The sequence below is a fragment of the Anthropogastromicrobium sp. genome (assembly GCF_037349415.1).
Lineage (GTDB): Bacteria > Bacillota > Clostridia > Lachnospirales > Lachnospiraceae > Anthropogastromicrobium > Anthropogastromicrobium aceti.
This window is the reverse complement of the sequence record NZ_JAXWCK010000024.1, coordinates 24,090-50,482: the sequence shown is the minus strand read 5'-3', so window position 1 is coordinate 50,482 and position 26,393 is coordinate 24,090. Positions and strand designations below refer to the sequence as shown.

The 26,393-nt window shown below is 42.2% G+C and carries 19 protein-coding genes; 4 read left to right on the top strand and 15 right to left on the bottom strand.

Features of this window, described 5'->3' with window-relative positions; genetic code table 11:
* Positions 1-88 precede the first annotated feature (88 nt).
* From WJP93_RS03725 to WJP93_RS03715, 3 genes are read left to right on the top strand one after another with little or no spacing between them, the layout of a single operon-like run.
* Positions 89-763, top strand: a complete 675-nt coding sequence (locus tag WJP93_RS03725; RefSeq protein WP_308731243.1) for an ABC transporter ATP-binding protein — start codon at positions 89-91, stop codon at positions 761-763.
* Positions 760-2,088 carry an ABC transporter permease gene (locus WJP93_RS03720; protein ID WP_337546974.1) on the top strand — a complete coding sequence of 443 codons (1,329 nt, stop codon included), beginning with the start codon at positions 760-762 and terminating at the stop codon, positions 2,086-2,088. Before WJP93_RS03725 ends, WJP93_RS03720 begins: the two co-directional genes overlap by 4 nt.
* Positions 2,075-3,157: an ABC transporter permease gene (locus WJP93_RS03715; RefSeq protein ID WP_337546972.1), complete on the top strand. Its 1,083-nt coding sequence runs from the start codon at positions 2,075-2,077 to the stop codon at positions 3,155-3,157. Before WJP93_RS03720 ends, WJP93_RS03715 begins: the two co-directional genes overlap by 14 nt.
* Positions 3,158-3,249: 92 nt before the next feature.
* On the opposite strand, the gene WJP93_RS03710 is transcribed toward WJP93_RS03715, so the two are convergent.
* From WJP93_RS03710 to WJP93_RS03640, 15 genes are all read right to left on the bottom strand, one after another.
* Complete coding sequence (locus WJP93_RS03710; RefSeq protein ID WP_066559709.1) at positions 3,250-4,884, bottom strand: class I adenylate-forming enzyme family protein; 1,635 nt, start codon at positions 4,882-4,884, stop codon at positions 3,250-3,252.
* Positions 4,885-4,902: 18 nt separating this feature from the next.
* Positions 4,903-5,490, bottom strand: a complete 588-nt coding sequence (locus tag WJP93_RS03705; protein ID WP_337546969.1) for an indolepyruvate oxidoreductase subunit beta — start codon at positions 5,488-5,490, stop codon at positions 4,903-4,905.
* Complete coding sequence (iorA, locus tag WJP93_RS03700; protein WP_337546967.1) at positions 5,487-7,253, bottom strand: indolepyruvate ferredoxin oxidoreductase subunit alpha; 1,767 nt, start codon at positions 7,251-7,253, stop codon at positions 5,487-5,489. Before iorA ends, WJP93_RS03705 begins: the two co-directional genes overlap by 4 nt.
* A gap of 121 nt (positions 7,254-7,374) precedes the next feature.
* The gene (locus WJP93_RS03695) at positions 7,375-8,472 is read right to left on the bottom strand and encodes a GntR family transcriptional regulator (RefSeq protein WP_337546966.1); all 1,098 of its coding nucleotides are present in this window, start codon (positions 8,470-8,472) and stop codon (positions 7,375-7,377) included.
* Between the two features lie 169 nt (positions 8,473-8,641).
* Positions 8,642-10,423, bottom strand: a complete 1,782-nt coding sequence (uidA, locus tag WJP93_RS03690) for a beta-glucuronidase (RefSeq protein ID WP_337546965.1) — start codon at positions 10,421-10,423, stop codon at positions 8,642-8,644.
* Positions 10,424-10,486: 63 nt separating this feature from the next.
* Positions 10,487-11,389: a carbohydrate ABC transporter permease gene (locus WJP93_RS03685; protein WP_337546964.1), complete on the bottom strand. Its 903-nt coding sequence runs from the start codon at positions 11,387-11,389 to the stop codon at positions 10,487-10,489.
* Positions 11,390-11,408: 19 nt separating this feature from the next.
* A complete protein-coding gene (locus WJP93_RS03680; protein WP_337546963.1) occupies positions 11,409-12,368 on the bottom strand; it encodes an ABC transporter permease subunit in 960 nt (319 codons plus the stop codon).
* 157 nt (positions 12,369-12,525) lie between these two features.
* Positions 12,526-14,154: a hypothetical protein gene (locus tag WJP93_RS03675; protein ID WP_337546961.1), complete on the bottom strand. Its 1,629-nt coding sequence runs from the start codon at positions 14,152-14,154 to the stop codon at positions 12,526-12,528.
* 417 nt (positions 14,155-14,571) lie between these two features.
* Positions 14,572-15,465 carry an AraC family transcriptional regulator gene (locus tag WJP93_RS03670; protein ID WP_337546959.1) on the bottom strand — a complete coding sequence of 298 codons (894 nt, stop codon included), beginning with the start codon at positions 15,463-15,465 and terminating at the stop codon, positions 14,572-14,574.
* Between the two features lie 82 nt (positions 15,466-15,547).
* Positions 15,548-17,731 carry a beta-galactosidase gene (locus tag WJP93_RS03665; RefSeq protein WP_337546958.1) on the bottom strand — a complete coding sequence of 728 codons (2,184 nt, stop codon included), beginning with the start codon at positions 17,729-17,731 and terminating at the stop codon, positions 15,548-15,550.
* A gap of 110 nt (positions 17,732-17,841) precedes the next feature.
* Positions 17,842-20,301: a glycoside hydrolase family 2 TIM barrel-domain containing protein gene (locus WJP93_RS03660; RefSeq protein ID WP_337546956.1), complete on the bottom strand. Its 2,460-nt coding sequence runs from the start codon at positions 20,299-20,301 to the stop codon at positions 17,842-17,844.
* A gap of 26 nt (positions 20,302-20,327) precedes the next feature.
* Positions 20,328-21,329, bottom strand: a complete 1,002-nt coding sequence (locus WJP93_RS03655) for a LacI family DNA-binding transcriptional regulator (RefSeq protein ID WP_337546954.1) — start codon at positions 21,327-21,329, stop codon at positions 20,328-20,330.
* A gap of 102 nt (positions 21,330-21,431) precedes the next feature.
* A complete protein-coding gene (locus WJP93_RS03650; RefSeq protein WP_337546953.1) occupies positions 21,432-23,003 on the bottom strand; it encodes an ABC transporter substrate-binding protein in 1,572 nt (523 codons plus the stop codon).
* Between the two features lie 69 nt (positions 23,004-23,072).
* The gene (locus tag WJP93_RS03645) at positions 23,073-23,993 is read right to left on the bottom strand and encodes a carbohydrate ABC transporter permease (RefSeq protein ID WP_066559688.1); all 921 of its coding nucleotides are present in this window, start codon (positions 23,991-23,993) and stop codon (positions 23,073-23,075) included.
* Positions 23,994-24,009: 16 nt separating this feature from the next.
* Positions 24,010-25,005 carry an ABC transporter permease subunit gene (locus WJP93_RS03640; RefSeq protein WP_337546951.1) on the bottom strand — a complete coding sequence of 332 codons (996 nt, stop codon included), beginning with the start codon at positions 25,003-25,005 and terminating at the stop codon, positions 24,010-24,012.
* A 585-nt stretch (positions 25,006-25,590) separates the two neighbouring features.
* Here WJP93_RS03640 and WJP93_RS03635 point away from each other — a divergent pair.
* On the top strand, positions 25,591-26,331 hold the full coding sequence (locus WJP93_RS03635) for a DUF697 domain-containing protein (RefSeq protein WP_337546949.1): 741 nt from the start codon (positions 25,591-25,593) through the stop codon (positions 26,329-26,331).
* Positions 26,332-26,393: the final 62 nt, after the last annotated feature.

Here is a 26,393-nt window from a genome sequence, read left to right as displayed (position 1 = left end):
TCTTTTCTGATTTTTCATTTTGTGCTATACTGTTTTTGTTACAGTCAACAAGTTTGCTGCAAAATGCCTCGCAGCAGAATGGAGTCTTATGTTATCTATACAATCTATTTCAAAATCTTATAAAAAACAGCAGGTTTTGCAAAATGTATCGTTTGATGCTGCACCTGGCGAATGCATTGGCTTACTCGGTCCTAACGGCTGCGGAAAGTCTACACTTTTGCATATTCTTTCAGGAACAGATACGCCAGACAGCGGAACTATTCTATTTGATGGAAAGAATCTGTTAAAAAATCCGTCTCTGCAGTCCACAAAAATCGGATATGTGGCTCAAAATAACCCACTTTTCCCTGATATGACTGCCATGGATCACTTAAAATTATGGTACAGCGCTACCGAATATTCCATTGAGGATGATTTAAAGGATGGTTTTCTATCCATATTAAAAATTGAACCTTTCCTCCACAAAAAGGCAAAGGCTCTCTCCGGCGGCATGCAAAAGCGCCTAAGCATTGCCTGCGCACTTGCATCGCGCCCAACGCTTTTACTTCTCGATGAGCCTGATGCTGCGCTAGATCTTGTCTGCAAGGAGGATATACGCGAATATATTCGTCTGTACTGTGCTCAGGGAAATACCGTTCTTCTTGCTACGCATGAGGAGGCTGATTTTGATTTGTGCAGCAAACTGATTCTGTTAAAGGACGGTCATGCAAGAACGCTTGCAGCCGACACACCAGTAAAGGAGATTATTGAATACTTATCATGAGTTCTACTTTAAATTTGCGTCGTTGTTATCTGGCTTTTACCTGGAAGCGCTGCTTTAGAAGACTCGGAAAGCTTTTTTGCGGCCTCGCTCTTTTAGGCATCATCTGCGCAGCAGCCATATATGGCCTTTCATTCGTCAATCAAAAAAACGACACTTCAGCCGCTTCTCACTTTAACGTTGTCTTCGTTATGCCCAAAAATGCAGGACTTCATTACTCACTTGCACTCGGCATGGTCTCAAACATGGAAAGCTTATCCTCGATGGTCACAATTAAACAAACCACCTCTGAGGACGAAGCAAAAGCCATGCTCGATTCAGGTGAGGTTAAGGCAGCCGTCATTATCCCAGAAGGCATGATCCACACTATCATGAGCGGCACGAATGATCTTCCTGCCCGCATCATTTATCCTGGTGAGCCAAGCATTGAGACAGTAATCTTTCGTCAAATTGTTGACAGCCTCTCCCAGATGGTAGCAAGCTCTCAAACTGGAGTCTATGCGCTGTATGAAATCTATGATGACTTTGATGCTACCGAAAAACAGCAGGATAAAGCAAACACACAACTAAACGATTTGTATATCAATGCTGTTTTGAAGCGTGATGCACTGTTTCAAATTGTTGGAAGCGACATCGAAGAGAGTAGTCTTGAAAAGGAAGAAATCTCTTCTGACAATGCGCCTGCCACAGATTTCGTTCTTGTTGGCTATCTATGCAGTGGACTTGCTCTTTTGTTCTTGCTGTCTGGCATAAATCTGTGCTTTTTCTTTGTTGCTCCAAACCGTACCGTACTGCCTGCAATCTCGCGCCTTGGCCTTTCTGATTCTTTTTGTCTGCTGGCAGATTTTTCAGCAGCAGTAATATGTCAATGGCTCATTTTTTCAGCCATCTGTCTTTTGATCGGTACAATTGGAAGCGCAGCACATATTGTTCCTGCCTTTTTGATTGGACGCACTCTCGTTTCATGTTTTGTATGTGCATTTTTTTCATGTGTACTTGAACTTTTTATCTGCCGCATCTGCCATGGCAAGCAGGCCTGTATGATAACCACATTTGCTGTATCTCTTCTTGTAATGTATGCCTCAGGCTGTCTGATTCCTTCTGCATTTTTGCCGGATATGCTTCGCCGCATAAGTGCCACACTGCCTGGAAGCCAATTAAAAAATATGATATTCTGGCAATTTGGTCAAAGCGTTTCCAGTTTTGACATCATTATTCTGATTATAGAAGGAATCCTTTTGATAATCGCTGCGCTCCTTGCTGGCACGTTCAAAAAAGGTAAGCTGACGCATTCTCTCAGAGAAAGGAGCAAGTATGAAGAAAAATAAAAATTTAAAATTACTTCGTGCCTGGTTCTCATTCCTTGCCCGCTATACAAGAAAGAAAAAATCACTCTGGTGTATGGCCGCTATTCTTCTTGTTATTGGCATTGCTGCGGCACAAAATGCAGACCGCCACGAAATCATCCGCATTGGATTATACTGTGCCAATCCTGATGAAATGACCGAAGCTGTGCTTACTAATCTTGAATCACTTGATGATGGATTGTATCGTTTTTACCGTTCTTCATCACTAGATTACATGCAGGAAGATATTAATCTTCGAAAAGCAGAGTGCGGTTATGAATTTCCAAATGATTTAGAGTCACAGATGCAGGCTGGCGAAGACGGATGTATCAGCGTTTACACTTCTCCTTCAACTGTTCTTACGGCTGTTGTAAACGAAGCTGTCTACAATGCAATTTTTCAAGAATATGCAAAGACAATGCTTGCTGATTTTATTGCATCTTACGATGTCGTCTCATTAAAAAAAGCCGATGAACTAAAAGCACTTGTCGATGAGCACTATGAATATGAGAAGGAAAATACACCAGTCTTTCATGTTGTATATGAGGATATTCCAGAAAATTTCTATGATGATCAGGCACTATTTCAAATTCCAGTTCGCGGACTTGCCGTACTTTTTATAATGCTGACTGCACTTGCAGGCAGCTCCCAGTATCGTCATGACGCAAAAAAAGGGCGCTTTCTGCTTCGCCGCCCAGATGAAAAATGGTTTGTCCCTTTTTTGTATAGCTATCTTCCAGCTCTGTTTCTTTCTGTTTTTGGTTTGCTTGCACTTATCATCGGCTCTGTCGCCCCAGTAAATGTAACGCTTATCGCAGAGCTTGCACTTTTGATTGTTTTTTCTGCGCTGTGTAGCATCCTCTGTACACTTTTAGGCCAGATCATAAAATCATCTCTCGCCTTTGATGCGCTGATTCCAGTGATTTTACTATTTTGTCTTTTGTACTCTCCGGTTTTAATGGATCTTAGAGATTTCATTCCAGGGTACAAAGTTTTGTCGTGGCTTGCGCCGACGAAATGGTATTTTGCGCTACACAATTTCATTTTGTAACTGGTCAGCCACGGGGACAGGGCAAGTGGCCCTAAAGGGCCGCATTCCCCCATCCCCATGGCGTTCCCCGAATGGTCTTGTTATACCTCCGGTTAGGCCAAATTCTGCTGTGCAACCAGATGCTCGGCACCATATTTCTTTCGAAGGGCCGGCTTTTCGATCTTTCCAGTTGCATTGCGCGGCACTTCGGCAAAGATAACTTTCTTTGGTCTCTTATAGCGAGGCAGCTTCTGACAGTACTCATTAATCTCTTCTTCTGTGCATTCCATACCATCTTTTACTTGAATGACAGCTCCCGTGATCTCACCAAGACGGCTGTCAGGCAGTCCAATGACTGCGACATCCTGCACCTTCTCATAGGCACTTAGGAAATTCTCAATCTGAACTGGATAGATATTCTCACCACCGCTGACGATGACATCTTTCTTTCGGTCAACGAGGAAGTAGAAGCCATCCTCGTCCTGCATTGCCATATCTCCAGTGTAGAGCCAACCGTTTTTGAGTGTCTCAGCTGTCGCTTTCGGATCGTTATAGTAGCAAGTCATCACACCAGGACCCTTGACACAAAGCTCACCAACCTCGCCCTGCTTGACCTCGTTGCCATTTTCATCAACAATTTTACAGGACCAGCGATAGCCTGGAATACCGATGGAACCAACTTTATCAATGTTATCAAGTCCAAGATGCACACAGCCAGGACCGGTGGACTCAGACAAGCCATAATTGGTATCATACTTGTGGTGTGGAAAATACTGCTTCCAGCGGCGAATTAATGACGGTGGAACCGGCTGGGCACCAATGTGCATCAGTCTCCACTGGTCAAGCTTATAGTCTTCTAGCTTGATATCTCCTCTATCAAGAGCGGCTAAAATATCCTGAGCCCACGGAACCAAAAGCCAGACAATTGTGCACTGCTCCTTTGAGACAGCATCGAGAATAATCTCTGGTGTGGTACCTTTCAAAAGGACTGCCTTACTTCCTGCATATAAGCTGCCCATCCAGTGAAATTTTGCTCCGGTATGGTACAGAGGCGGGATGCACAAAAAGACATCATCACGGCTGGTCAAATGGTGCTTTTGCTCCATCTGTGCCGCCTGAGACAAGCTCTCGTGATTATGTAAAATGGCCTTTGGAAATCCGGTCGTACCAGATGAAAAATAGATTGCCGCATCGTCCTCTTCCTCAAGTCGAACAAGAGGCGCCTGGCTTGAGCAGTCTGCAACCAGCTCCCTATAGCTCTCTGCAAAGGTTGGACAACCATCTCCGACATAGATTAGCAGACGACCTTTTTGCAGCTCATCGGCAATTGACTCAATTCGACCAATAAATTCAGAGCCAAAGAACAGAATATGAACCTGAGCCAAATCGGCACAGTATTGAATCTCGTCTGCTGAGAAACGGAAGTTAAACGGAACCGCAATTGCGCCCGTCTTTAAAATTCCAAAATAAATCGGAAGCCATTCCAGACAGTTGAACATCAAAATCGCAACGCGATCTCCTTTTTTGATGCCACGGCCTAAAAGCATGTTGGCAACACGGTTCGCCTTCTCATCAAAAACGCTCCATGTAATCTCTCTTCGATAGGCAACTGGAGAGGTCTGCTGAACTAGATCATACTCCTTCCAAGTTGTCTTTCTTGTATCCTTCATCAGCGGATTTAGCTCCACCAAAGCGACCTCATCTCCGTACAATTTATGATTTCGCTCCAGCAAATCAGTTACAGGCATTTTCTTTTTCCCCTTTGTTTAGTTTTCGCCATCCAGCTTTGTATTTCGTCCCAGAAGGAAGGCTTTCTGGTTGATCTCAAGAAACTTCTTTGGCACACATACCTCAATCGCAGCCTGCCAATGTTCTAGTGGAATGTCATAGTGTCTTGATAGGCGACCAAGAAGGACCAAATTGACAGCCTTCTCAGAGCCTGCCTCTCTTGCAAGTGTCAGACAATCCATCGCATCCACATTTGCACCAGCTGCTTTCATCTTCTCGATTAAGTCCTGCGGATAGAAAGTTGCCCCTGTCACAACCGGCATCGGATCAATCTGCTGTATGTTGACAACCACTGTGCCATCTGGCTTTAAATAATCCAGATAGCGGGCTGCCTCAAGCTTTTCAAAGGAGACAATCAAATCTGCCTCGCCCTTATCTATAATCGGTGAATACACCTTCTCGCCAAATCTCACATAGGTGACAACACTTCCGCCTCTCTGGCTCATACCGTGCACTTCAGAAACCTTTACATCATAGCCTTCATTTAGTAAAAGCCATCCCAAAAGCTTACTTGCCAGTAACGATCCCTGTCCGCCGACACCGACGATCATAATATTCTTTGTCATTTTGTTACCTCCCCTAATGCACCCGGACGGCACAGCTTACTGCAGACACCACAGCCAACACACTGTGTTGCATCAATCATTGCCTTTTTGCCTCTAATGCTGATTGCCGGACAGCCTAGCTTCATGCAGGCGCGACAGCCAACACATTTGTCCTGATCGACAACAAGAGCAGGCTTATGCTTTACATATTTTAACAGTGCACACGGACGACGACTGATGATAACAGACGGCTCTGTGGCTGCAAGCTCTTCCTTTACAGCGCGGTCACACGCATCCAAATCGTATGGATCGACAACAGTGACACGGCGAATGCCCATCGCACGGCACAGACTTTCCAAATCAATCTTTCCGGCCGGATCACCCTTGATATTATAGCCTGTCGTCGGGTTTTGCTGATGTCCAGTCATTCCAGTAATTGAGTTGTCCAAAATGATAACGGTGGAGTTACTCTGATTGTATGCGATATTCGCAAGTCCAGTCATTCCAGAATGCATAAATGTGGAATCACCGATTACTGCAACTGTTCTCTTCTCGCTCTCTTCTCCGAGCGCCTTGTTAAAGCCATGGATTGCGCTGACAGATGCACCCATGCAAAGTGTCATATCAATGGAAGATAACGGCGCAGCTGCACCAAGTGTATAGCAGCCGATATCGCCAAGCACGGTACATTTATTCTTTGACAATGTATAGAATAATCCACGGTGTGGGCATCCAGCGCACATCACCGGCGGACGACCTGGAATCTCTTCATCAAGTTTTCTTCCTGACGGAATTGTTCCTATTAGTTCAGCAAGCTTTGGAAATGCTTTACTTAGCTTTTCTGCAAGCAGATTTTGTGAAAACTCACCTGTCATCGGAAGTACATCTTTTCCGTGAACCGAAAGACCTAAGATCTTGCAGTAGGTTTCAATCACTGGATCAAGCTCTTCCACAACCAGCAACAGCTCTTTTCCCTTGGCAAAGTCTAATAGTAACTTTTCTGGAAGCGGATTGACCATTCCCAGCTTTAAAATACTGACGTGATCGCAAAAAATCTCCTTCACATACTGGTAGGAGGTTGAAGAAGTGATGATTCCGATTGGCTCACTTCCCTTTTCCACGCGATTTAGCGAGCTGGTATTGGCAAACTCAGCCAGACGTGCCGTTCTCTCCTCAACAAACGGGTGACGCGCAATCGCATTGGCTGGTGTCATGACATACTTTCTGACATTTTTTTCGTATGGCTTTGTCGGCGGACAGACACGCTCTTTCGTATCAACAATGCTCTGTGAATGCGCAATTCTTGTGCACATGCGAATGATAACTGGTGTGTCAAACTCCTCTGAAATTTCATAAGCTGCCTTTGCAAACTCACAGGCTTCTGCAGAATCTGCTGGCTCTAGCATTGGCACCTTTGCTGCGATTGCATAGTGTCTAGAATCCTGCTCATTTTGAGATGAATGCATCGCTGGATCATCTGCCACACAGATAATCAATCCACCGTTTACTCCGGTATAGGAGCAAGTAAAAAGCGGATCTGCTGCAACATTTAAACCTACATGCTTCATACCACAGAAGCTTCTTTTTCCTGCTAGCGATGCGCCGAACGCTGTCTCTAGCGCAACCTTTTCATTTGGTGCCCACTCGCAGTAAATTTCTTCAAACTTGACCGCTTCCTCTGTCACCTCTGTGCTCGGAGTTCCCGGATAGCTTGATACAATACTGCAGCCGCCCTCATACAGACCTCTTGCGAGTGCCTTGTTTCCTAACATTAGCTGTCTCATTTATCTATTTTTCCTTTCATTGCCGCATTGACGCAGTAAACTATTGCACTTTAAATCAGTAAATGCCGTTAGATACAATAATACCACTTTTCGCGGCTTGCGTAAAGTGGTATTGAAATTTTTACCTAGGTTTGCAAGATTCTCTCTCGATTAACTCCGGCTCGATGACGATCTGACGGTCGGCGAGGGAGAGTGTTTTTTCCTGCATTAAATCGAGTAAGAGCTTTGCTGCGATCTCACCTAATCTCTCGTGTGGATGAGCGATGGTTGTCAGGCCAACTTGATAATTTTCTGCCAGAAAGGAATTGTCATATCCCGTTACTGATACATCCTCTGAGACGCGAATGCCAAGCTGAGACAATGTCTGAATTGTCTTGATTGCAATCTGGTCGTTGTAGCAGACAACGCTGTCAAACTTTATTCCTGACGCTGCCATTGCACGCAGTCTTGCAAATGGTTTAACAGCTCGATCTTCTGTGTGAAACCAAATGATCCTGTCGGGATCGTAGAAAACTCCGTACTCTTGAAGCGCTTTTGCATACCCGCGATGCCTTTCTATTCCCTGCCTGTCATCTGCCTTAAACATACCAAGTATTTTCCGATGTCCCAAGGAGAGCAAATATTTTGTGATTAAATATCCACCTTTAAAATCGTCCATCATCACATATGGGCGGTCACTTAATTGTTCCATTGTTCCCTGAATAAACACATATGGGATATGGAATTCGTCTAATTTTTTGTACAGAGCAATATGACGACAGTAAATCTCACTCTTACTTGGTTCAATAATCAGACCTTCTATATCCTTTGAAAGAAGCTCCTCCAGGCATTTTCCTTCTGCGCTGGAGGAATTTTTTGTATTCTTTAAGATAATACTGTATCCATTCTCTGTCATAACTTGATCAATTCCCTGAATAACAGACGGAAAAATATAATCTGACAGATATGTCGTCACAACAGCAATATTGCGAGATGTCTTTGTATGACGTCCCATCTCCGAACAAAATGTTCCTTTGCCGTGAACAGCATAAATATAGCCTTCATGCTCCAAAATTGCGAGTGCCTTTCTAACTGTATGACGGCTCACCTGATAAAAAGCAGCCAGTTCATTCTCCGACGGCATTTTATCACCTGCCTGGTAAGTACCATCTACTATTTTTTGTTTCAGTTCACTCATTAACTTCCAGTATTTAGATTCCTGGCTGTCTGGGTTTGCCATATTATTTTCTCCTTCAAACAATCACTTTTTTTCTAGCTTATCATTTGTCCTTTCTTTTTGCAACAAAAAAACACCAAAGACAAACTAAAACCTTACGATTTTGCCTGTCCTTGGCGCTTCTTTTATTCATTCTTATATCTTATTCTTTTTCCTTTTTAACTTGCGCTGTTTATTTTTCCAGCCAACGCTTTCTAATTGCAAATGCTGCTGCCTTTGGCTGACGCTGTCTTGTGAAGATTCCCTTCTTGTTGCCATCAATACGGCGAAGACCGAAGCTCGTCATGAAATCTGCAAATGCCCAAATATGCTCACCTGCTACGAAATCGCAGGAATCAATTGCACGATTATTTTCCTCTAGATAGGATACCTGATATTCCTCTGAGAAAATTACCTCTGGAAGCTTATGCATTCCGGCAATTGTATCTGCTCCGTACTCAGTAACAATTACTGGCTTATGATATTTTGCATGCCAATCTTCAAGATCCTTTTTCATCATTGGATAGATGGTTTCAATTTTGCCAGTCTGCAGATACCAAGCAAAATAACGGTTGATGCAGACAACATCAAACAGCTGAGAGATCTTGTCTTCCTGCACATCTACACACATAACGCCTGTAACTGGACGTGTATCATCAAGTGAGCGAATCTGCTTTACTACCTCTGTAAAATACGTCCGCGCACTCTCCTCACTTGAATGAGGCTCATTGGTCACACTCCACATTACAACACATGGATGATTCTTATCGCGCTGATACAGCTCTCTTAGAACGGTCTTATGATGCTCCAATGTCTTTTCATTGACGCGCTCCGGTGTAAAGACATCCGGTGCATTCGGAATAAACAGATTCATACCAACTGCCGGAACCTCATCTATAATCACAAAGCCCTGACGGTCTGCTAGCTGCATCATTTCCTCTGAATACGGATAGTGGGAGGTACGGAACGAATTGGCGCCAATCCATTTAAGAAGCTCGGCATCTCTTACATTCAACACCTGATCCAAGCCTTTTCCACGGATATCGCTGTCCTCATGCTTACCAAAGCCCTTGAAGTAGAAGCGCTTTCCATTGATCTTAAACTCTTTTTCAGTAACTTCAATTGTTCTCACACCAAATGGCAGTGTGTAATGATCTGTATTTTCAGCAGAATTTTCCCCATATGTAATATCAAACTGATACAGATATGCTGCACCTGGTTCCCACAGATGAGCATCGTTAATAATAATTTTTCCCTTTTGACCCTCACCGTGCGCAACTACTTCCCCTTGTTCGTCGCGAATCACAACATGTACTGGCTGCTCACTAGAAGCTCCAGCTGTTTCGATTTCATATGATACAATTCCGTCCGTACCCTCGATTGTTGTCTTTACAGTAACGTCTGATACATATGACAGAGGCGTTGTGTAGAGACGAACCGGGCGGTGAATACCAGAATAATTAAAGAAATCAAAGAAATAATCCTGCTCCCAGTGACCTTCTGGATACAGCCAATCCTTTACGAACTTGTACTCACCACTTGGAATACAGCTCCAATCAAGCAGATTGCTGACTGCAACAGTCAAACGATTCTTTCCCTCATGTACCTTGTCTGTAATATCTGCCTCAAATGGAAGGAATCCACCCTTATGACGTGCAATTTCCTCACCGTTTAAATAGACAACTGCATGCTGAGTAACACTGCCAAAACGAATTGCAATTCGCTGATCCTTTGTCCACGCACGAGGAATCACAGCATCGGTCTCATACCACACCCAACCGACATGATCGCGTAACTCTTTATCGGTTGTGATATCATTGTAGCTTGCTGGAACTGGCATATCGATAAAATTCGAAAGTGGCTTTTCATACCACTTTTCCTCAAAACCTTCTTCCATGCGATTTTCTTTTTTGAATCGCCAGATGCCGTCTAAGCTCTTTACCTGACGGATCTCATTATCAACTGGATATAGCATTTGTTTTTTCTCCTTTCTAAAACAGCTCCTTTCAGGCAATCACCCAAAAGGAGCATTTGTTCGTTAACCTTTTACTGCACCGATCATAACGCCCTTTACAAAGTATTTCTGAATAAATGGATAGATACAAAGTACAGGAACAGTTGTCAAAATAATGGTTGAATACTTAATTGCCTCTGCAAACTGATTGACCTGATCATTTTCTGCAGCTGCTGAATTCAAAACATTGGAGTTTGCAATCAAGATTGCTCTCATGATATTCTGAATCGGAAGCTTCTCATTATCCTTCAAATAAATAGATGCATTAAACCATGCATTCCAATGTCCAACACCATAGTAAAGAAGAAGTACAGCCAGAGTTGCCTTAATTAACGGAACAATGATACGGAATAGAATAATTACATCATTTGCACCATCGATATAGGCAGATTCCTTTAAAGATTCCGGAACTGACTCAATCGCTGTCTTACAGATAATGGAATTGTACACACTCAGCGCACCAGGAAGAATCAATGCCCATAAAGAATTGTACAGTCCCAAATCACGAATATTCAAATAAGCAGGAATCATACCGCCTGAGAAGAACATTGTAAACATAATCAAGCCCTGAAGAAGCGGTTTAAACATAACATCCTTTGATGCCATAAAGTATCCGGCAAACAATGTCATCAAAATATTGATCGGCAATGATACTGCCAGAATAATCAGCGTATTGGTATATCCAGAAAGAAGAAGTGGATGAGAAAATGCCAACTTATAAGCACCAAATGTCATTTCATGTGGCCACAGCAAAATACCCGGATGGGAAACGAGATAAGTATTCGATGTCAATGATGCACAGAGTACATACCAGATCGGATACAGAGTGATAATACACAGACAAATCAAAATCACACTATTGATAATGACAAATATCTTATCTCCCAAGGAGGTCTTCATTTTTTGTTTTTTTACTTTTGTTCTCATTTTTAAATTCCTCCTCTCATCAGAATAAGCCTGCATCGGTTGCCTTCTTACTGATCAGGTTGGTCAGCATCAAGAAGCAGACATTAATAATTGTATTAAACAATCCGATTGCAGTTGACTTCGAATACATCGGGTTTCCACTTCCACCAAATGACAGACGATAGGTATAGGTAGAGATAACATCGGCAGTTGCATAGGTTGCTGAGTTGTACAGAAGAAGAATCTTCTCGTAGCCGACATTCAAGATATTACCCATACGAAGGATAAACAGAATCATAATGGTCGGAACAAGACCTGGCAGTGTAATGTGAAGCATCTGCTGGAAACGGTTTGCACCATCTACACGGGCTGCCTCATACTGCTCCTGATCAATACTTGAAAGAGCTGCCAGATAGATAATGGAGTTCCAACCAATACCAGACCAGATATCGGATAATACATAGATGGTTCTAAAATATCTCGGATTTGCCAAGAAGTTTTGTCCTCTTCCTCCGAACATCTCCACGATCTGAGAGAACATACCATCCTGCATACAGAAGGTCTTTAACAGTCCACATAAAACAACCATAGAAATAAAATATGGCATATAGGTGATTGTCTGAACCGTTCTCTTAAATGCACTGTTTCTTACTTCATTAATCATAAGCGCCAGAATAATTGGTGCTGGGAAGCCGAACAAAATCGTAAGACCACTAATTAAAAATGTATTTTTCAGTAATCGTCCAAAGTACGGATCTGTAAAGAAATTCAAAAACCATTTATACCACGGATTGGACCAATTTGATCCCTCAATTCCTCTGGTAATCTTATAATCCTTAAATGCGATTACGAGTCCATACATCGGCTTATAACAGAAAAGTAACAGATAAATCAAAACCGGAAGCAACATAATATACTTCCATTTATTTTTATTCCAGTCTCTTTTTAGTCGTTTTGATAACGGTGGCTTTGGCCTTTTCACTACTGCATTTGCTTTCATAAGCGCCTCCTTTTCGGATTTGCAAAAGTCTAATTTTTCTCCTAATAGTACCGGCAGTGGAAAATTACTTTTTCCACTGCCGGAAAAGGCACTCTATTTCATTTCAAAATACACTTTTACTCATCCGACCTATTCTGTAATAAAATTAAGTCTTAGATTAACGCTCCAGATATCTGTCATATGCAGCCTGACGAATCTCAAGAACGCGAGACAGGTTGTAGGACTCCAGATCATTCTTATACTGCTCCCATACTGCATCATCATCAATATCCTGAGATCCAGTCAAGAAGGAAGCAAAGCTCTCAGAAACGAAAGTCGGAATATTCTGAGCGATCTCATCCAGCTCATCAGACTCTTCTACTGTGAAGCTTACACCAACTGGGAATCTCCAACCGCTGGTAACTTCTCTGTTCTTCTCTTCATCATCATAGATGTAATACCAAGCATCATTTGCATCAATTGCGCTCTGGCTGTTCTTCTGATACAAAAGGTTTGTAGCCTGAATACAGCAGCTGCCCCATGTCGCGCCATTGTACTTTGTCATAGGGTCAGTATCCTGATCATCCTTTACAAGGCTTGTGAACTGTGGAACACCGTCCTCATCATACTCCCATGATACACCCTCATCGCCATAGTTCCAGTAAAGCATACCCTCTTCTGTATATGCATAATTAAGCATCTCTAAGCAAAGCTTCATGGTATCTTCATCTGCTGTTGTTGTGATAACAGTGGTGTGCTTTCCGATTCCAGGACCACCAAAGATACTTGATAAGGAACCATCATCTGCTGTCGGATATGGAATACCAATCCATGTTCCCTCGTTGCCAGCTGCTTCCTCTTCCTTGTTCCATATATTCAACTGTCCCATAGAAGTGTAGCTGATTCCGCACTTGCCATTATGAATCTTATCCTTGATTGTTGTGTCATCCTCAGTCAGCATATCCTGATCGAGCAGACCCTCTTCCCACATCTTGTTTAACCAGCTGACATAATCACGCCACTCATCCTCAGCTGCACCTAAGCCTACCTTGCCATCCTTTACATAGTAGCCATAATTTGTATTTACAGTAACGCCTGCGTAAGCGCCAAATGCACCAGAAATTCCCATATCGTTGAAACGCACGCTGCAGGAGGTATCAAATGTTGCACCATACTTCTCATTGAATACACGAATTACGTTCTCGAACTCAGAGATAGTCTTCGGAACTTCAAGACCACACTCATCCAGCCAGTCCTTACGAACAACCGGGCCTTCGTAGCTGTCATTCCAACCACCGTCCTCACGGAAGAATCCAAATGTATAGTAACGACCCTCATCATCCTTCATAGCCTTATCATATACTGGGTTTGTCTGAAGGAATGCATAATAATCAGGTGCATACTCCTGAATATAATCGGTTAAATCCCAGATAATGCCATCATCAATATACTGAGATGCATTATCCATTACATAGCACTGCATGATATTTGGAAGACTTGACGGATCTGCCATCAACGTATTTGTGAATGTATTGGCATCAGAACCAGTTGTTGGGAAGCTCCAGTCAATCGTTACGCCCAGATGCTTTGCAAGACCGATATGGAATGGAGATTCGGATGCATCCTTAAATTTTTCGTGAGGCACAATACCTTCCTGTGCATACCAGGAAACGCTCTCAATATCTGTCTCAAGAGGATAAGTGATGCTGCTTGTCTTCTCTTCTGCTGCTGCAGGCATTGCAAACACGGACGCTGCCATTGCTGTTGTCGTCACGATACCGAACACCTTTTTCAAATTTCTTTTCATGTTTCTTCCTCCCTTTGCTTCGACAAGAATTGGCCTCTATCCGACAAAAATTTTTCGTTTTCTGGCAGAAAGCACCAGACAACATTTATCTTCCTCAGACATTACTATCTCGTGTTCAAAAATTTTCTCTGTTTTTTATATTTTTGAGCACTTTCTTGTCATATATTTTTTGTTTTTTATTGTTGCAATTGTTGCAGTTGTGTATGTTTCACAAACATACTTCGATTTTTCCAAAACGTTTTGTTTGATTCTATTATATCAGCTGTTTTAGATAAAACTTTGCTTTTTCAGTGCAAAATATGTGTTTTTGTGCTCTTAAAAAAACATTTTGGCTAAAAACAAAAGGCTCAAACAGTTTGTCTTTTGCAAACTTGTTTCAGCCTTGCCTCCAAATACAACTAACTGATCACTAACGGATCAAAGATTTAATTTCATCATATATACGTCTGAATCCTCTTTCTTACACTGTTTTGGTGAACATCCGAACGTCTTTGTAAAGCTCTTAATAAAGTGGGCATAATCGCGAAATCCACTCTCATAGCATGCCTCCGTCACAGAAGATCCACCCCATAGTAACTTCTGCGCATAAACCAATCTTTTGGTTATCACATAATTCCACAATCCATAACCGGTACTCTTCTTAAATGCATGGCTAAGATAAGAGCGGCTGACGTTTTGTGCATCGGCAATGTCCTGAACAGAAATGTCCTTTGTCAAATTTGCATTGATATATTCAAGCGTCCTTCCAACTAATCCAATCGTGACTTCCTGTTCTCCCTCGCCCTCTGCCTGGCGCATCTTTTGTGCAATCTGGATCATTAAAATTTGAAGCCACGCATCTCCCAAGATATCCGCACCAAATTCTTTTTTGTTCCAAAGGTTGGGCATCTGATGGTGATTGCTTAAAAACTGTTCCATTTCTTCTTTTGAAAAATGAAGAATATGCGCCTTATTTTTATGAAATACCCGTAATATATTCGTCTGTGCTGTCGACATATCCTTTAATGTACTGTCTGACACATGAATTACAATGCGATCATACAAAGATGTATCATACACATAAATCCGATGGAGTTCACGCGGATTGACAATCACGACATCGCCATATTCAAGCTTTTTCCGTTTTCCCTCAATCCAGAAGTCTACATTTCCACTGACAAACACAAGCACTTCATAGTAGGTAGAGTGGATATGTAATCCCCATCGCTGACTTTCTAAATTTTCACTGCGATTTCGACTGACTTCAAAATTGTGTTGAAAATCATCTACTTCATAGGTCTGACAGGTCTTCCTAGCTATATATGCATCCATAAAAAAACCCCTTTCCTCGAAAATTTGCACTTTGCCATTGCTATGGTCATTATACAAATTTTCAAAGAAAAAGGCAAATTAACTATAATATCTGCTCGTCTACCTCAATCGCCTCGATTCGGCAGGCACTTCCATTCTCCATCTTTGGCCACTCCTGAAGATAAATATGAGCGCCCTCATGCAGAGGATGAAGCACAGCTGTAATCTTTGTTGGAAAATCAAAGTATCCAAGACTAAGCAGTGCCTTCTGACCAGTATAGAAATAGTCATTTATCTTTCGACCGTCTACATACAATTCCATCGTATCGCATGCATAGTCGAAGATGAGAATACTGTCATATCCATCTGCGCGTTCTTTCCCTGTCAGTGGTTTTCCAGCATTTGCATACTGGACACTGATTTCATAGATCTTCTCATCGCCATTTAATGCCTGTGGCTTTCCACAGCTGTTGACAAGCTTTCCTGAAAGAGACTCTGATGTCTGTGCAGACTCGCTAAAGGTTACGGTTACACCTTGTGTATTTGAACCACTCTGAGTGAGGTCTCTTGTATAGATGGTAAGATCACCTTCTACTCCTGACTCTACAAATCCTTCTGGAATCACATTCTCTTCTAACTTTGGAAAGGTACGAATTTCCGTTTTTTCACCGCCAACCACGGTCAGTTTGCCATCTTCTTCCCAGACAAAGTTGTCGGAGAAGATCAGATATTCCTGTGTTGCTTGATTCTCACTGCTCTTTAACGAAACTCTTGCAGCCGATAATGCCTGCTTTCTTGTGAGCATCAATACCTTTGCCGGTGTTGTACCCCAAGTAAACTGAGGATCTTTATCGCCATAAAATACATAGACATTCTCACCGTCGACAGTCAGTTTACACAGAGGAGTTGCAAGCGCACTTACAAGAAGATGCTCGCCAAGCTTCATATTATACGGATAAAATGCATACTCACCAGACTCGATATCGGTTGCAGGGAAAACAACAGGTGCTCCAGCAGTCTTTCCTTCTAACACAACACCCTTATGATCATCCATTGTCAATCGTCTCTGATAGTTATTAACAAATACATAGCCATGTGTATCATCATGACGAACTGACACGCGAAGTGTATGTGTATCTCCCGGCTTAACAAAGTCTGGATCAATATCAGCTGGCAGAACAGCTAAATCAGCGCCAAAATCCTGCAAAAAGTATGCAAGCAGACGAATTTCACGGTAATTGTCAGAGATCGTTCCGTACTGGCGAATCGGTGCATTAAAATCGTAGTTAATCTCTGGAAGATCATTTGAATATCCTGTCGCACGGCTCTCCTGAAGTGTGGAAAGCTTGCTATCTGGATTGCTGCCACCATGATACATGTAGTATCCTAGCAGTCCAACACCGCTTCCAAGCTTTGTAAGCGACATCGCACCCACATCATTTCCAGAAACAATAGGACGTCTATGCTTTGTCACCTGTAAGCCGCCACCAAGCTCTGCTGTAAGATACGGAAAATCATCCTGATTGAATGTAACTGTATCGTCCACATGATGATCACTTGCAATAAGTGCATCGTTTCTGATATGACTAAATACATAATTTGTGTTTGGCTCAATCTCGGTAATGCGCTGATCCCAAGGTGCTTCGCAGTAGCCGCCCATTACCGGAAGAAGTCCTCCAGTCGCAGCACCGCCCCAGCCTGTTGCCGTGCAAAGCGGCAGATCAAAGCCGATCTCTCGTGCCATTGCTGTAAGTGTGCGCATATGCTGCTCACCCTTTTCTCCATTGTATCCGCCAACATGACCATACTCATTTTCAATCTGCATGCCAATCACAGGGCCGCCATCCTGATACAAAAAACCTTTTGCCTGCTCATAAACCTTCTCCCAAAGGCGTCTCACATATGCAAGATATGCAGGATCATTGCTTCTTAAATCAATTTCATCCTGCTTTTTTTGCAGCCAATCCGGGAAACCTCCGTTTCTTGCCTCACCATGTACCCACGGACCAAGTCGAAGAAATACAGAGATTCCCACCTTCTTTGCTGCCTCCAAAAAATCATGAAGATTTCTGTTTCCTGTAAAATCAAATTTTCCTTCCTCTTCTTCATGATGAATCCAGATGATATAGACGGATGCAATTGACAGACCACCCGCCTTCATCTTGCGAAGAGATTCCTCCCATAAATCTGCACGGTAGCGGCTAAAATGAATCTCGCCCATAACCGGAAACCACGGCTTTTCATCCTTCGTCAGATATTTATTTGTAAAACCATAAGTTGTGTCCATGTTATCCGCCTTTCTTTTATAGGTTCTTCATTATTGCTTTGACTATACTACCATATTAGAAAAAAAGCATTACGTTTACTTGCTTTTCTCTTTCAAAATATTGCGGTCTTTCATTTTTGACTAATTGTCACACTAGCTTTTCCAATAGCTGCATCAATACCTGATGCCTGTACTGTCAGTGTCAGTTCTCCTTTACTTTGTCCTGCACGAATTACTGCATAAGCCATTCCATTAAATGCATGACGGCCCTTGGTTTCTTTCCACTGCTCATGACACGCTGGATCACCATTATCAATTCCGATGATCTCTGCATCACCCTCCAGTGTAAAATCTAGCTCTGGGCATGCATCAAAAACAAGACGGCCCTCACTATCCACAATGCGAACCTCAACCTGCACAACACTTCTTCCATCGGCATTTACACTTGTCTTATCAACTGTCAGCTTAATTGCAGCTGCCTCACCTGTTGTCTCCACATTATAGCAGCATACTTCTTTTCCATCGTGATATCCGACTACCTCGATTTTTCCAGGCTCATATGGAACATCCCAGCTCAAGAACAGATCATCTGTATTGGCTGGTCTTCTATATCTGTCAAAATGACCATAGCGCTCAGTCATTCCGTAGCATGGAAATCCCTTTGACTTCATACCAAAAGAACGGCCATTTACAAAAAGCTCTGCATCCTCACAGTTCGTATAGCAAATGACCGGGAGCACTGTTCCCTTTTCCAGCTTTAAATTCCAATGCGGGCACAGATATGCAAATTTTTCCTTCTGGTTCCACACACTTCTATAAAAATAAAATGCATCTTTTTCAAAACCACAAGTATCCAGACAGCCGCAGCCTGCTGAACGCTGAGGCCAGTTTGCTTCACCCAGATAATCAATGCCTGTCCACATATAATCGCCGGCAACAAAATCATGAACCATCGTATAGCGAAGCAGCTTGCCTACAGTCACTGCCGCTGTATAATATGGCTTGTTCCAAAAAGATCCCGGATCCACCTCAAAGTTGTAGTCACTTCGAATATAGCCAGCCGATGGATTTTCTGTTCCGATCACGCAGCGATCCAAATGCTCCTCGCGGTCTGCATCATACAAAAGCTCTGCGCGCTCTCTCCATCTGCCTACATAATTGTAGCCGACTACATCAATTTTATCCATAAATGCATCGCGAGCCGAATATGGTTCTGCCGCAATCTGGTCATGGGCAAGAGTCACCTTTCTGGTCGGATCAATAGTATGGCAGTAGCCGCTCAATTCGACTGCAAGCTCCTCTCCGCCCACTACAACTTCCTCTGGGATCTCATTTCCGATGCTCCAAAGCACGATGCCCGGATGATTACGGTCACGATACAGCATTGTCTTTAAATCCCATTCATGACACGCATCAAAATACATAGAATATCCATGACTTTCATGAGTATTTGAGCCAATTTCCTTTGCCTTCATCAATCTCCACTCATCGAATGCTTCGTCCATAACATAAAATCCAAGCTCATCACAAAGATCAAGAAGTGCTTCATCCGGCGGATTATGTGAACAGCGCACAGAATTAACACCCATATCCTTTAGCTTTTCGAGGCGGCGTCTCCAAATTTCTGGCGGCACTGCAGCACCGACACATCCTCCATCATGATGCAGACAAACACCGTTTAGCTTTACATGCTTTCCATTGATTAAAAATCCCTTCTTTGCATCAAATTCGATATTGCGAAATCCCACTTTATCAGTGCGCTCATCAATTACAGTGTCATTTTTCTTTAAAATGGTTGTCAGCTCATATAAATACGGTGTTTCGTGATCCCAAAGCACTGGATTTTCGATTTTAATAGAAAGTGACGTTGTCAATTGGCAAAGCGTCTTCGGCACATCTGCGTCCATTCCTGATAAAATAGCCGCATCCAAATCAGCTTCTGTCCAATCATTTTTCAATGTGATATCTTTTTTTGCAGCCTCTTCTCCATCCTGATCTTTTAACATAAATGTCAGACTTAATGAATCATCATCTTTCATACATTCTGATGTGTGAAGCGTTGTGCTGATATTAAGATTTCCTTCATCTGTTGTCAAATACATTCCATAGCGAGCAATGTGGATTGGATGACGCTTTTCCAACCACACATCTCTTGTAATGCCAGAACCAGAATACCAGCGTGATCCCGGCTGCATAGAGTTATCCACGCGAACAAGAATCTCATTTTCTCCTTCATGCACAAGCGCAGTGATATCCACCTCAAATGGAGTATAACCATAGATGTGACCACCTGCATAGGTGCCGTTTACAAAGACGCTGCTCTTCATGTAAACGCCCTCAAAATACAAAATAATCTGTCTGTTTTTAATATCAACCTCTGAAATGGTGATTGTTCTCTTATACCAGCCTATTCCAGCCTTCGCATAACCGCCAGATCCACATGTATCTGATTCTGGATCAAACGGATAGTCTGTACTCCAGTCATGCGGCAGCGTTACAGCGCGAAATCCCTCAGATGGTGCTGTTTCCTCTTTTTCATTTCTCTCATCCAGGCAGAATGTCCACCCAGTATGTAATCTATATTTTTCCATATTTCTAATCATGCCCTTTCTTAATTTTATAATGATTCACATTCCTGCTCCATATCAATCCGATCAGTTGATTTACGAACCAGAAGTTCATAATCGACATAACTTTTTTTCTGATATTCTTTTCCTGTCAATGCATTAAGCAGCTGATTGCAAACCATTCGCCCTACTCTTCTTGTCTGGACATTCACTGTCGTAACCGCTGGCGAGAAGCAGCTTAGATTTGAACTATTATAAAGGGATGCGATTCCAATGTCTCTTGGAATTCTATAGCCCTCTGCTAAAAATGCTGAGAGCAGACTTGTGCAGATAATATCATCTCCGCAGACTACACAGTCAATTCGTTTTGCCATCAGCTCACGCACGAGATTTTGAATAATTCCATACTTTGTAATTCCAAACTCCAGCGGACTCCACTCATACGGAATTCCTTTTTGATAAAGCGCTCTGCAAAATCCATCGTAACGATTTCTGTTTACAGCATACTCCATATAATCAAGCACGATTGCAAAGCGACGATATCCTCTTGAAATCAGATACGTAGTCAGATCTTCTGACGCACGCTCATTATCTACATCGACCTGAATTACAAAATCATTATCCACACTTCCTGTCACTGCTACAGGAAACTGCATTGCAGCCAGATTTTGAATCGTCCGATCATGCTCCATAGTTCTTGTCAGAATTACTCCATCAATCTTATTTTTACGAATCAGTCTATCTACACCAGAATAATCATTTCCTGTTACATCTGTAATCATAATATCATAGTCACGTGCAGATGCTTCCTCACAAATTCCAATCAAACATTCATGAAAATACTCTCCCCCTGTGCGATATGCATCTGTCGGCATAACAACTGCTATATTTCCCGTTTTTTCCGGTACTTTCTTCTTTTTTCGCTCTTCGCTTCCTGCAAGCGCAAGCACGCGCTCCCTTGTTTCCTTCCCAATTCTTCCTTTTCCCGACAGCGCTCTGGATACGGTACTTTTCGATACACCCAGCTGCTCTGCCATTTGCTCTATTGTCATTTCTCTCCTCCCGCTGTCTTATTGTAAAAACTGGTAACTAATAAATCATTCAAAAAAACTGGAGCCGGCCATTTGGCCGACTCCTTTCTAGTCTAACGATTCTTATCTCGTCTCAAGCCATGTATTATACTGAGATGTAAACTCATCCATTACATTCTGAAGACCTGCATCATAGCACTTCTGATTCATCTCATCGATGGTTGCATCTACATCATCTACAAGACCAAGCTCAAGCATTGGAACATAGTCATTCAATACAGAGATAACAGCATCCTCATATGGCTTAATGTTCGCATCATCAAATACGAAGGTAATTGTCGGGTTGGATACAACACGCTCTTTCCATGCATCAGTGATTGCTAACTCACGCTCTGGAGTACCAGCCTCTGTCAAATCACCATTCTTAACTGCCCATGCTGCTGATATACAGTTCGGAGCATAATCTCCAGTCTTATCTAACTTGGTGTAATTGCCAGCATCATCGATGCTATAGTGAACACCCTCAACACCTAAGATGATCAGACGATTTAATGTGGTATCAAACTTTAACAGATCAAGAACCATTGCAGCACGCTCCGGATTTTCGGATCCTGCTGTGATTGCCATATCGTTATTAGAGTAAGCTTCTGCATTTACAAGATTGTCAGTCGTCAGATCATATGCCATACACTCAACGCCCTCGGACTTTTCAGCCTGCTTCATATAAGTAAATACAGATGCATTCCATGCAATAGAAGCGCCCTGTAAAGCACCAAATGCGTCATCATCTGTTACAGTATTTGTAAGTGCGCTGCGGCTCCAGCAGCCAGCATCTGCCATTTCCTTCATGTCATGTGCGTACTCCTTAAATGGCTCATACTCATAGACAAACTTGATATCATCTGCGCTTGGCAGCTCGCCTTCTTTGTACTCATAAATGAAATCCATGTAGTTGGAATCAAGTGCAAGCATTGTGTTAGTCTGCTGACGGTATACATCCCACAGCTCGTTGTTATCACCAGATGCTGCCAATGCATAAATACCACTCTCCGGTGTCTCCTTCTCGGCAATTGTCAGCATGTACTGCTTGTAATCATCCCAGTTCTTTAACTCGGTCATATCATACTTTTCCATCAGGTCCTGACGTACTGCAACGATCTTTCCCTGTGGCTGTGCAACATTAGAAGGTACAGCGATTGTTTTTCCTGCCAGTGTTGTCTCATCCCAGCTTTCCTTTGCCTGATACTTTGCAGCAAGCGGCATATAAGTATTGATGAAGTCCTCGCTCAGATCATAGAAAGAACCCTTAGCAGCCTCTGTATACATGTAACACCACGGAGCAGTAAAGATTAAGTCAACCTGCTCACCACCTGCTAAAACAAGTGTGTACATAGTTTTATAATCAGACCAGCTCATGAAAGTAACGTCCAACTGTGTGTTGAATGGCTCCAGATACTCATTGATCTTTTCCTCTACCATATCCCAGTCATTCGGTGTATCACCAATCAGATACATATTTACGGTATATGAATCGCTTAAGTCGGTATCTGCGTACATCTCTGGTGTTGCGGTGATAGTGCCTTCTCCCACCTTATCTGGAAGATTGGAAAGATCTGCTGCAAATGCCGGTGCACTGCCAAGCATTCCTGTAAGCATAGCTGCTGCCATTGTGAGTGATACTGCGTTTCGTTTCATAATAAGTTCCTCCTTGTTTGTTATGTTTTCTATTTGAGTTTTTTGAGTTTTGTTTATGTTTTTTATTTATCAGCCCTTTACTGCACCGATTGTAAGACCCTTTACAAAATAGCGCTGTACAAATGGATACAATAAAACAATTGGTCCCGTTGCAACAACAGTCATAGCCATCTTCATACTCTCAAGTGGCACTGTATCAAGCGCGATACCCGATTTCTCCGCGACAAGTCGCATCGCCTCGGCATTTCCAAGCATTCTCTGCAGATAATACTGAAGTGTAAACATGTTATCTTTTGTGATATACAGCATACAGTTATACCAGTCATTCCAGTATGCCAGTGCTGAGAACAAGCTAAGTGTTGCAATTAGTGGTTTACTAAGCGGCAGGATAAGCTTTATAAAGATTACGATATCATTTGCGCCGTCAATCTTTGCCGATTCTGTAATTGCTGCTGGTATTCCGCTCATAAAGGTTTTTGCAATAATCATGTTCCATACAGAGAACATAAGTGGAAGAATCAATGCCCAGATGGAGTTTTTCATGTGCAGGTAGCGCACACAAAGAATATACCACGGAACAAGACCACCGTTGAACAGTGTTGTGAAGAAAAAGAAGAATGAAAACTTGTTTCTCCACGGGAAGTCTCTTCTTGAAAGAACGTATCCTGTCATGGATGCCAGCAAAACAGCAAGTAATGTTCCAAAGAATGTTACTCCAATCGTTACACCATATGCCATCAGGATACTTGTTGGATTTTTCAGTGACAGCCGGTAACTCTCAATACTGAAATCAGTTGGAATTAACGGATAACCATTTCGAATAAGTGATGCCTCATCGGTAAAGGATGCCACAATAATCAGATAAAACGGAATCACACAGATCAGGGCAAACACACCAATCAATATATAGCCGACCGCACGAATTGCGATATCATCTTTTCCACGAACTCGTCTTCCGCCTGTGAGTTCTTCATCAAAATTCTTAGCCATTATGCTTCCTCCCCTCTTAATACAGTGCGTAATCAGGATCTGCCTTCTTTACAAGCGCATTGCAGACCATAATGGTAACAAAACAGAGAACTGACTGATACAAACCAGCTGCTGCTGATACACCGATATCGCTGTTTGTAATCAAAAGACGGAATACATATGTATCAATTACATCAGTCATCGGCTGAAGAAGTGCATTTGATTTTACTGTCTGATAAAACAGTCCGAAATCTCCTCTAAAGATATTTCCGATTGCCAACAGCACCAAAATTACCATGGTTGGCTTCAGACAAGGAATGGTGATATAACGGATCTTCTTCCATGCACTCGCACCATCGATGGATGCAGCCTCAAACATTTCCTGATCGAGTCCTGTGATCGCTGCCAGATAAACAACGGAGCCATATCCTGTCTGTTTCCAAATCTTTAAGAAGATCAGTACAAACGGCCATGCATGTGGAGTATTGTACAAATCAAACGGAGTTCCTCCAAATGCCTTGATTACGTGATTCACGATACCACGCTCATAGTTGAAGAAGTTGTACATAATCGCACCAGCTACAACCCAACTGATGAAATATGGGAGAAACATGAAGGACTGCGCAATCTTCTTGAAATACTTACTCGTAAGCTCATTGATCAAAATTGCACTTCCCATCTCAAATACAACACCAAGTAAAATAAAGGCAATGTTGTATAAAAGCGTATTCCTCGTTACCATGCCCAACTTTCCAGCAATCATCAGTGATTTAAAATTCTGAAGTCCGATCCATGGAGAATTATAAATTCCTCCCTTATACTGATACTGCTTAAATGCAAGAATGACTCCTGTCATTGGTATGTAGGAAAATACAATTACATAACATACAGCTGGTGCCAGCATCAAAAGAAGCATCCAATGCTTTTTGATTACCTTAAAGAAAGGTTCACTTTTTACAGCTGGCTGACTCGTTTTCTTTTCTTTTCCCATCGCTTCCTCCATTCTGCCGCTTCTGCGGCTTTTTTTGCGCATTTTACTGCATTTTTTGTTCTAGTTTTTTGTGTCGTTTTTGTCTTTGTTGTTTTTGACTATGTATTCATTATATTCTCATTTGCTTTTATTGTCTATTTGCACAATAAACAGCGTTTTTATTTTTGCTTTATTTAATTTTTATAATTTATGGCGGTTTTTTTTGCGCAACTTTTGTATTTTCTTTGCGCAACAAGTAAATATTCACTATCAATGTGTTTACTCAAAATACACTTTGCCACAAAATGCATTATTTTTTTGTTTATATTCTTTCCATTTTGGTGTATAATAAACCACATCATTATTACAGCATGAATCAATATGACAAAATACACATTGATTCAGGAGAGGAGCTTTTTACAAATGCAGCGTTCTAAAAGGACACAAACTCTTTCTGTCATAATCCCCGCTGTCTCACTTTTTCTTTTACTGTTTCTCTTTTTGCTCAGCGGTCTAATCTCTCTTTGGCAGCAGCTTAATTCTGTCAGTCCCATTCTTGCCTGGCTGTACGGGCTAATTGTTCTTGCCTGTTTGGGTGCAGGTATTATATGGCCTATTGTAAGTGTTTGGAGGCGCCCCATCTTTTCTATGTACATGCTTCGCTACCGTGATGGACGTGCCCGCTTTTACTGGTGCCGCAAGCTTACCGATAACTTAAAGAAAAACACCGAACTTACAAATGAAGAAACTGCGCCGCTTGAGGATTTCTTAAAACAAGGCAATCAGGCCGATGATCTTTTGATTGACTTTTTTACAGAAAAGTTCTCTCCTGTCATAGACAGCGAGATAAAAAGTGCCGCAAAGACAGCTTTTGTTACAACAGCAATCTCTCAGACAGCTTTTTACGATATGTTTTCTATGCTTTCTGTCAATCTCCACCTGATTCGCACCATAGTAGAATCCTGCGGCTATCGCCCAAGCGGTGCATCACTCCTTGGACTCTATGTGCGCATCTTAAAGGCAACATTTTTAGCAGGCGGTCTTGAGGAGATGGATCTTGAAGAATTGCTTCCACTTGTGACTGGAAACGCTGCTATGAAGCTTCCCGGCCTTGTCTTTGCCTCTGCCGCACAAGGTACCGTCAATGCATTTATGACAATCCGTGTTGGTATTTTAACAAAAAAATATCTTTTCAGTGCTGATGGACCAATTGAAATGCCGCAGGCACGAAAAGACTCCTATAAGGAAGCAATTGATTTTCTAAAAAAATGTGAATTACATAAAGATGTGATTGCAATTGCTAAAAAAACAGTGCAAGGCGCAAAAGAAGCCGCTGCTGCATCTGTAAAAAAAGTATTTAAAAGTACAAAAATCTCACCGCTTACCTAAAGCGGTGGGATTTTTGTGTTTTTGGCAAGTCAGAAGATCAAAAATCCTTTTGTATCGTATTT

Coding starts and splice junctions, on each gene's coding strand:
- WJP93_RS03725 (WP_308731243.1), top strand. CDS start 89: ATGTTATCTATACAATCTATTTCAAAATCTTATAAAAAACAGCAGGTT.
- WJP93_RS03720 (WP_337546974.1), top strand. CDS start 760: ATGAGTTCTACTTTAAATTTGCGTCGTTGTTATCTGGCTTTTACCTGG.
- WJP93_RS03715 (WP_337546972.1), top strand. CDS start 2,075: ATGAAGAAAAATAAAAATTTAAAATTACTTCGTGCCTGGTTCTCATTC.
- WJP93_RS03710 (WP_066559709.1), bottom strand. CDS start 4,884: ATGCCTGTAACTGATTTGCTGGAGCGAAATCATAAATTGTACGGAGAT.
- WJP93_RS03705 (WP_337546969.1), bottom strand. CDS start 5,490: ATGACAAAGAATATTATGATCGTCGGTGTCGGCGGACAGGGATCGTTA.
- iorA (WP_337546967.1), bottom strand. CDS start 7,253: ATGAGACAGCTAATGTTAGGAAACAAGGCACTCGCAAGAGGTCTGTAT.
- WJP93_RS03695 (WP_337546966.1), bottom strand. CDS start 8,472: ATGGCAAACCCAGACAGCCAGGAATCTAAATACTGGAAGTTAATGAGT.
- uidA (WP_337546965.1), bottom strand. CDS start 10,423: ATGCTATATCCAGTTGATAATGAGATCCGTCAGGTAAAGAGCTTAGAC.
- WJP93_RS03685 (WP_337546964.1), bottom strand. CDS start 11,389: ATGAGAACAAAAGTAAAAAAACAAAAAATGAAGACCTCCTTGGGAGAT.
- WJP93_RS03680 (WP_337546963.1), bottom strand. CDS start 12,368: ATGAAAGCAAATGCAGTAGTGAAAAGGCCAAAGCCACCGTTATCAAAA.
- WJP93_RS03675 (WP_337546961.1), bottom strand. CDS start 14,154: ATGAAAAGAAATTTGAAAAAGGTGTTCGGTATCGTGACGACAACAGCA.
- WJP93_RS03670 (WP_337546959.1), bottom strand. CDS start 15,465: ATGGATGCATATATAGCTAGGAAGACCTGTCAGACCTATGAAGTAGAT.
- WJP93_RS03665 (WP_337546958.1), bottom strand. CDS start 17,731: ATGGACACAACTTATGGTTTTACAAATAAATATCTGACGAAGGATGAA.
- WJP93_RS03660 (WP_337546956.1), bottom strand. CDS start 20,301: ATGGAAAAATATAGATTACATACTGGGTGGACATTCTGCCTGGATGAG.
- WJP93_RS03655 (WP_337546954.1), bottom strand. CDS start 21,329: ATGACAATAGAGCAAATGGCAGAGCAGCTGGGTGTATCGAAAAGTACC.
- WJP93_RS03650 (WP_337546953.1), bottom strand. CDS start 23,003: ATGAAACGAAACGCAGTATCACTCACAATGGCAGCAGCTATGCTTACA.
- WJP93_RS03645 (WP_066559688.1), bottom strand. CDS start 23,993: ATGGCTAAGAATTTTGATGAAGAACTCACAGGCGGAAGACGAGTTCGT.
- WJP93_RS03640 (WP_337546951.1), bottom strand. CDS start 25,005: ATGCGCAAAAAAAGCCGCAGAAGCGGCAGAATGGAGGAAGCGATGGGA.
- WJP93_RS03635 (WP_337546949.1), top strand. CDS start 25,591: ATGTACATGCTTCGCTACCGTGATGGACGTGCCCGCTTTTACTGGTGC.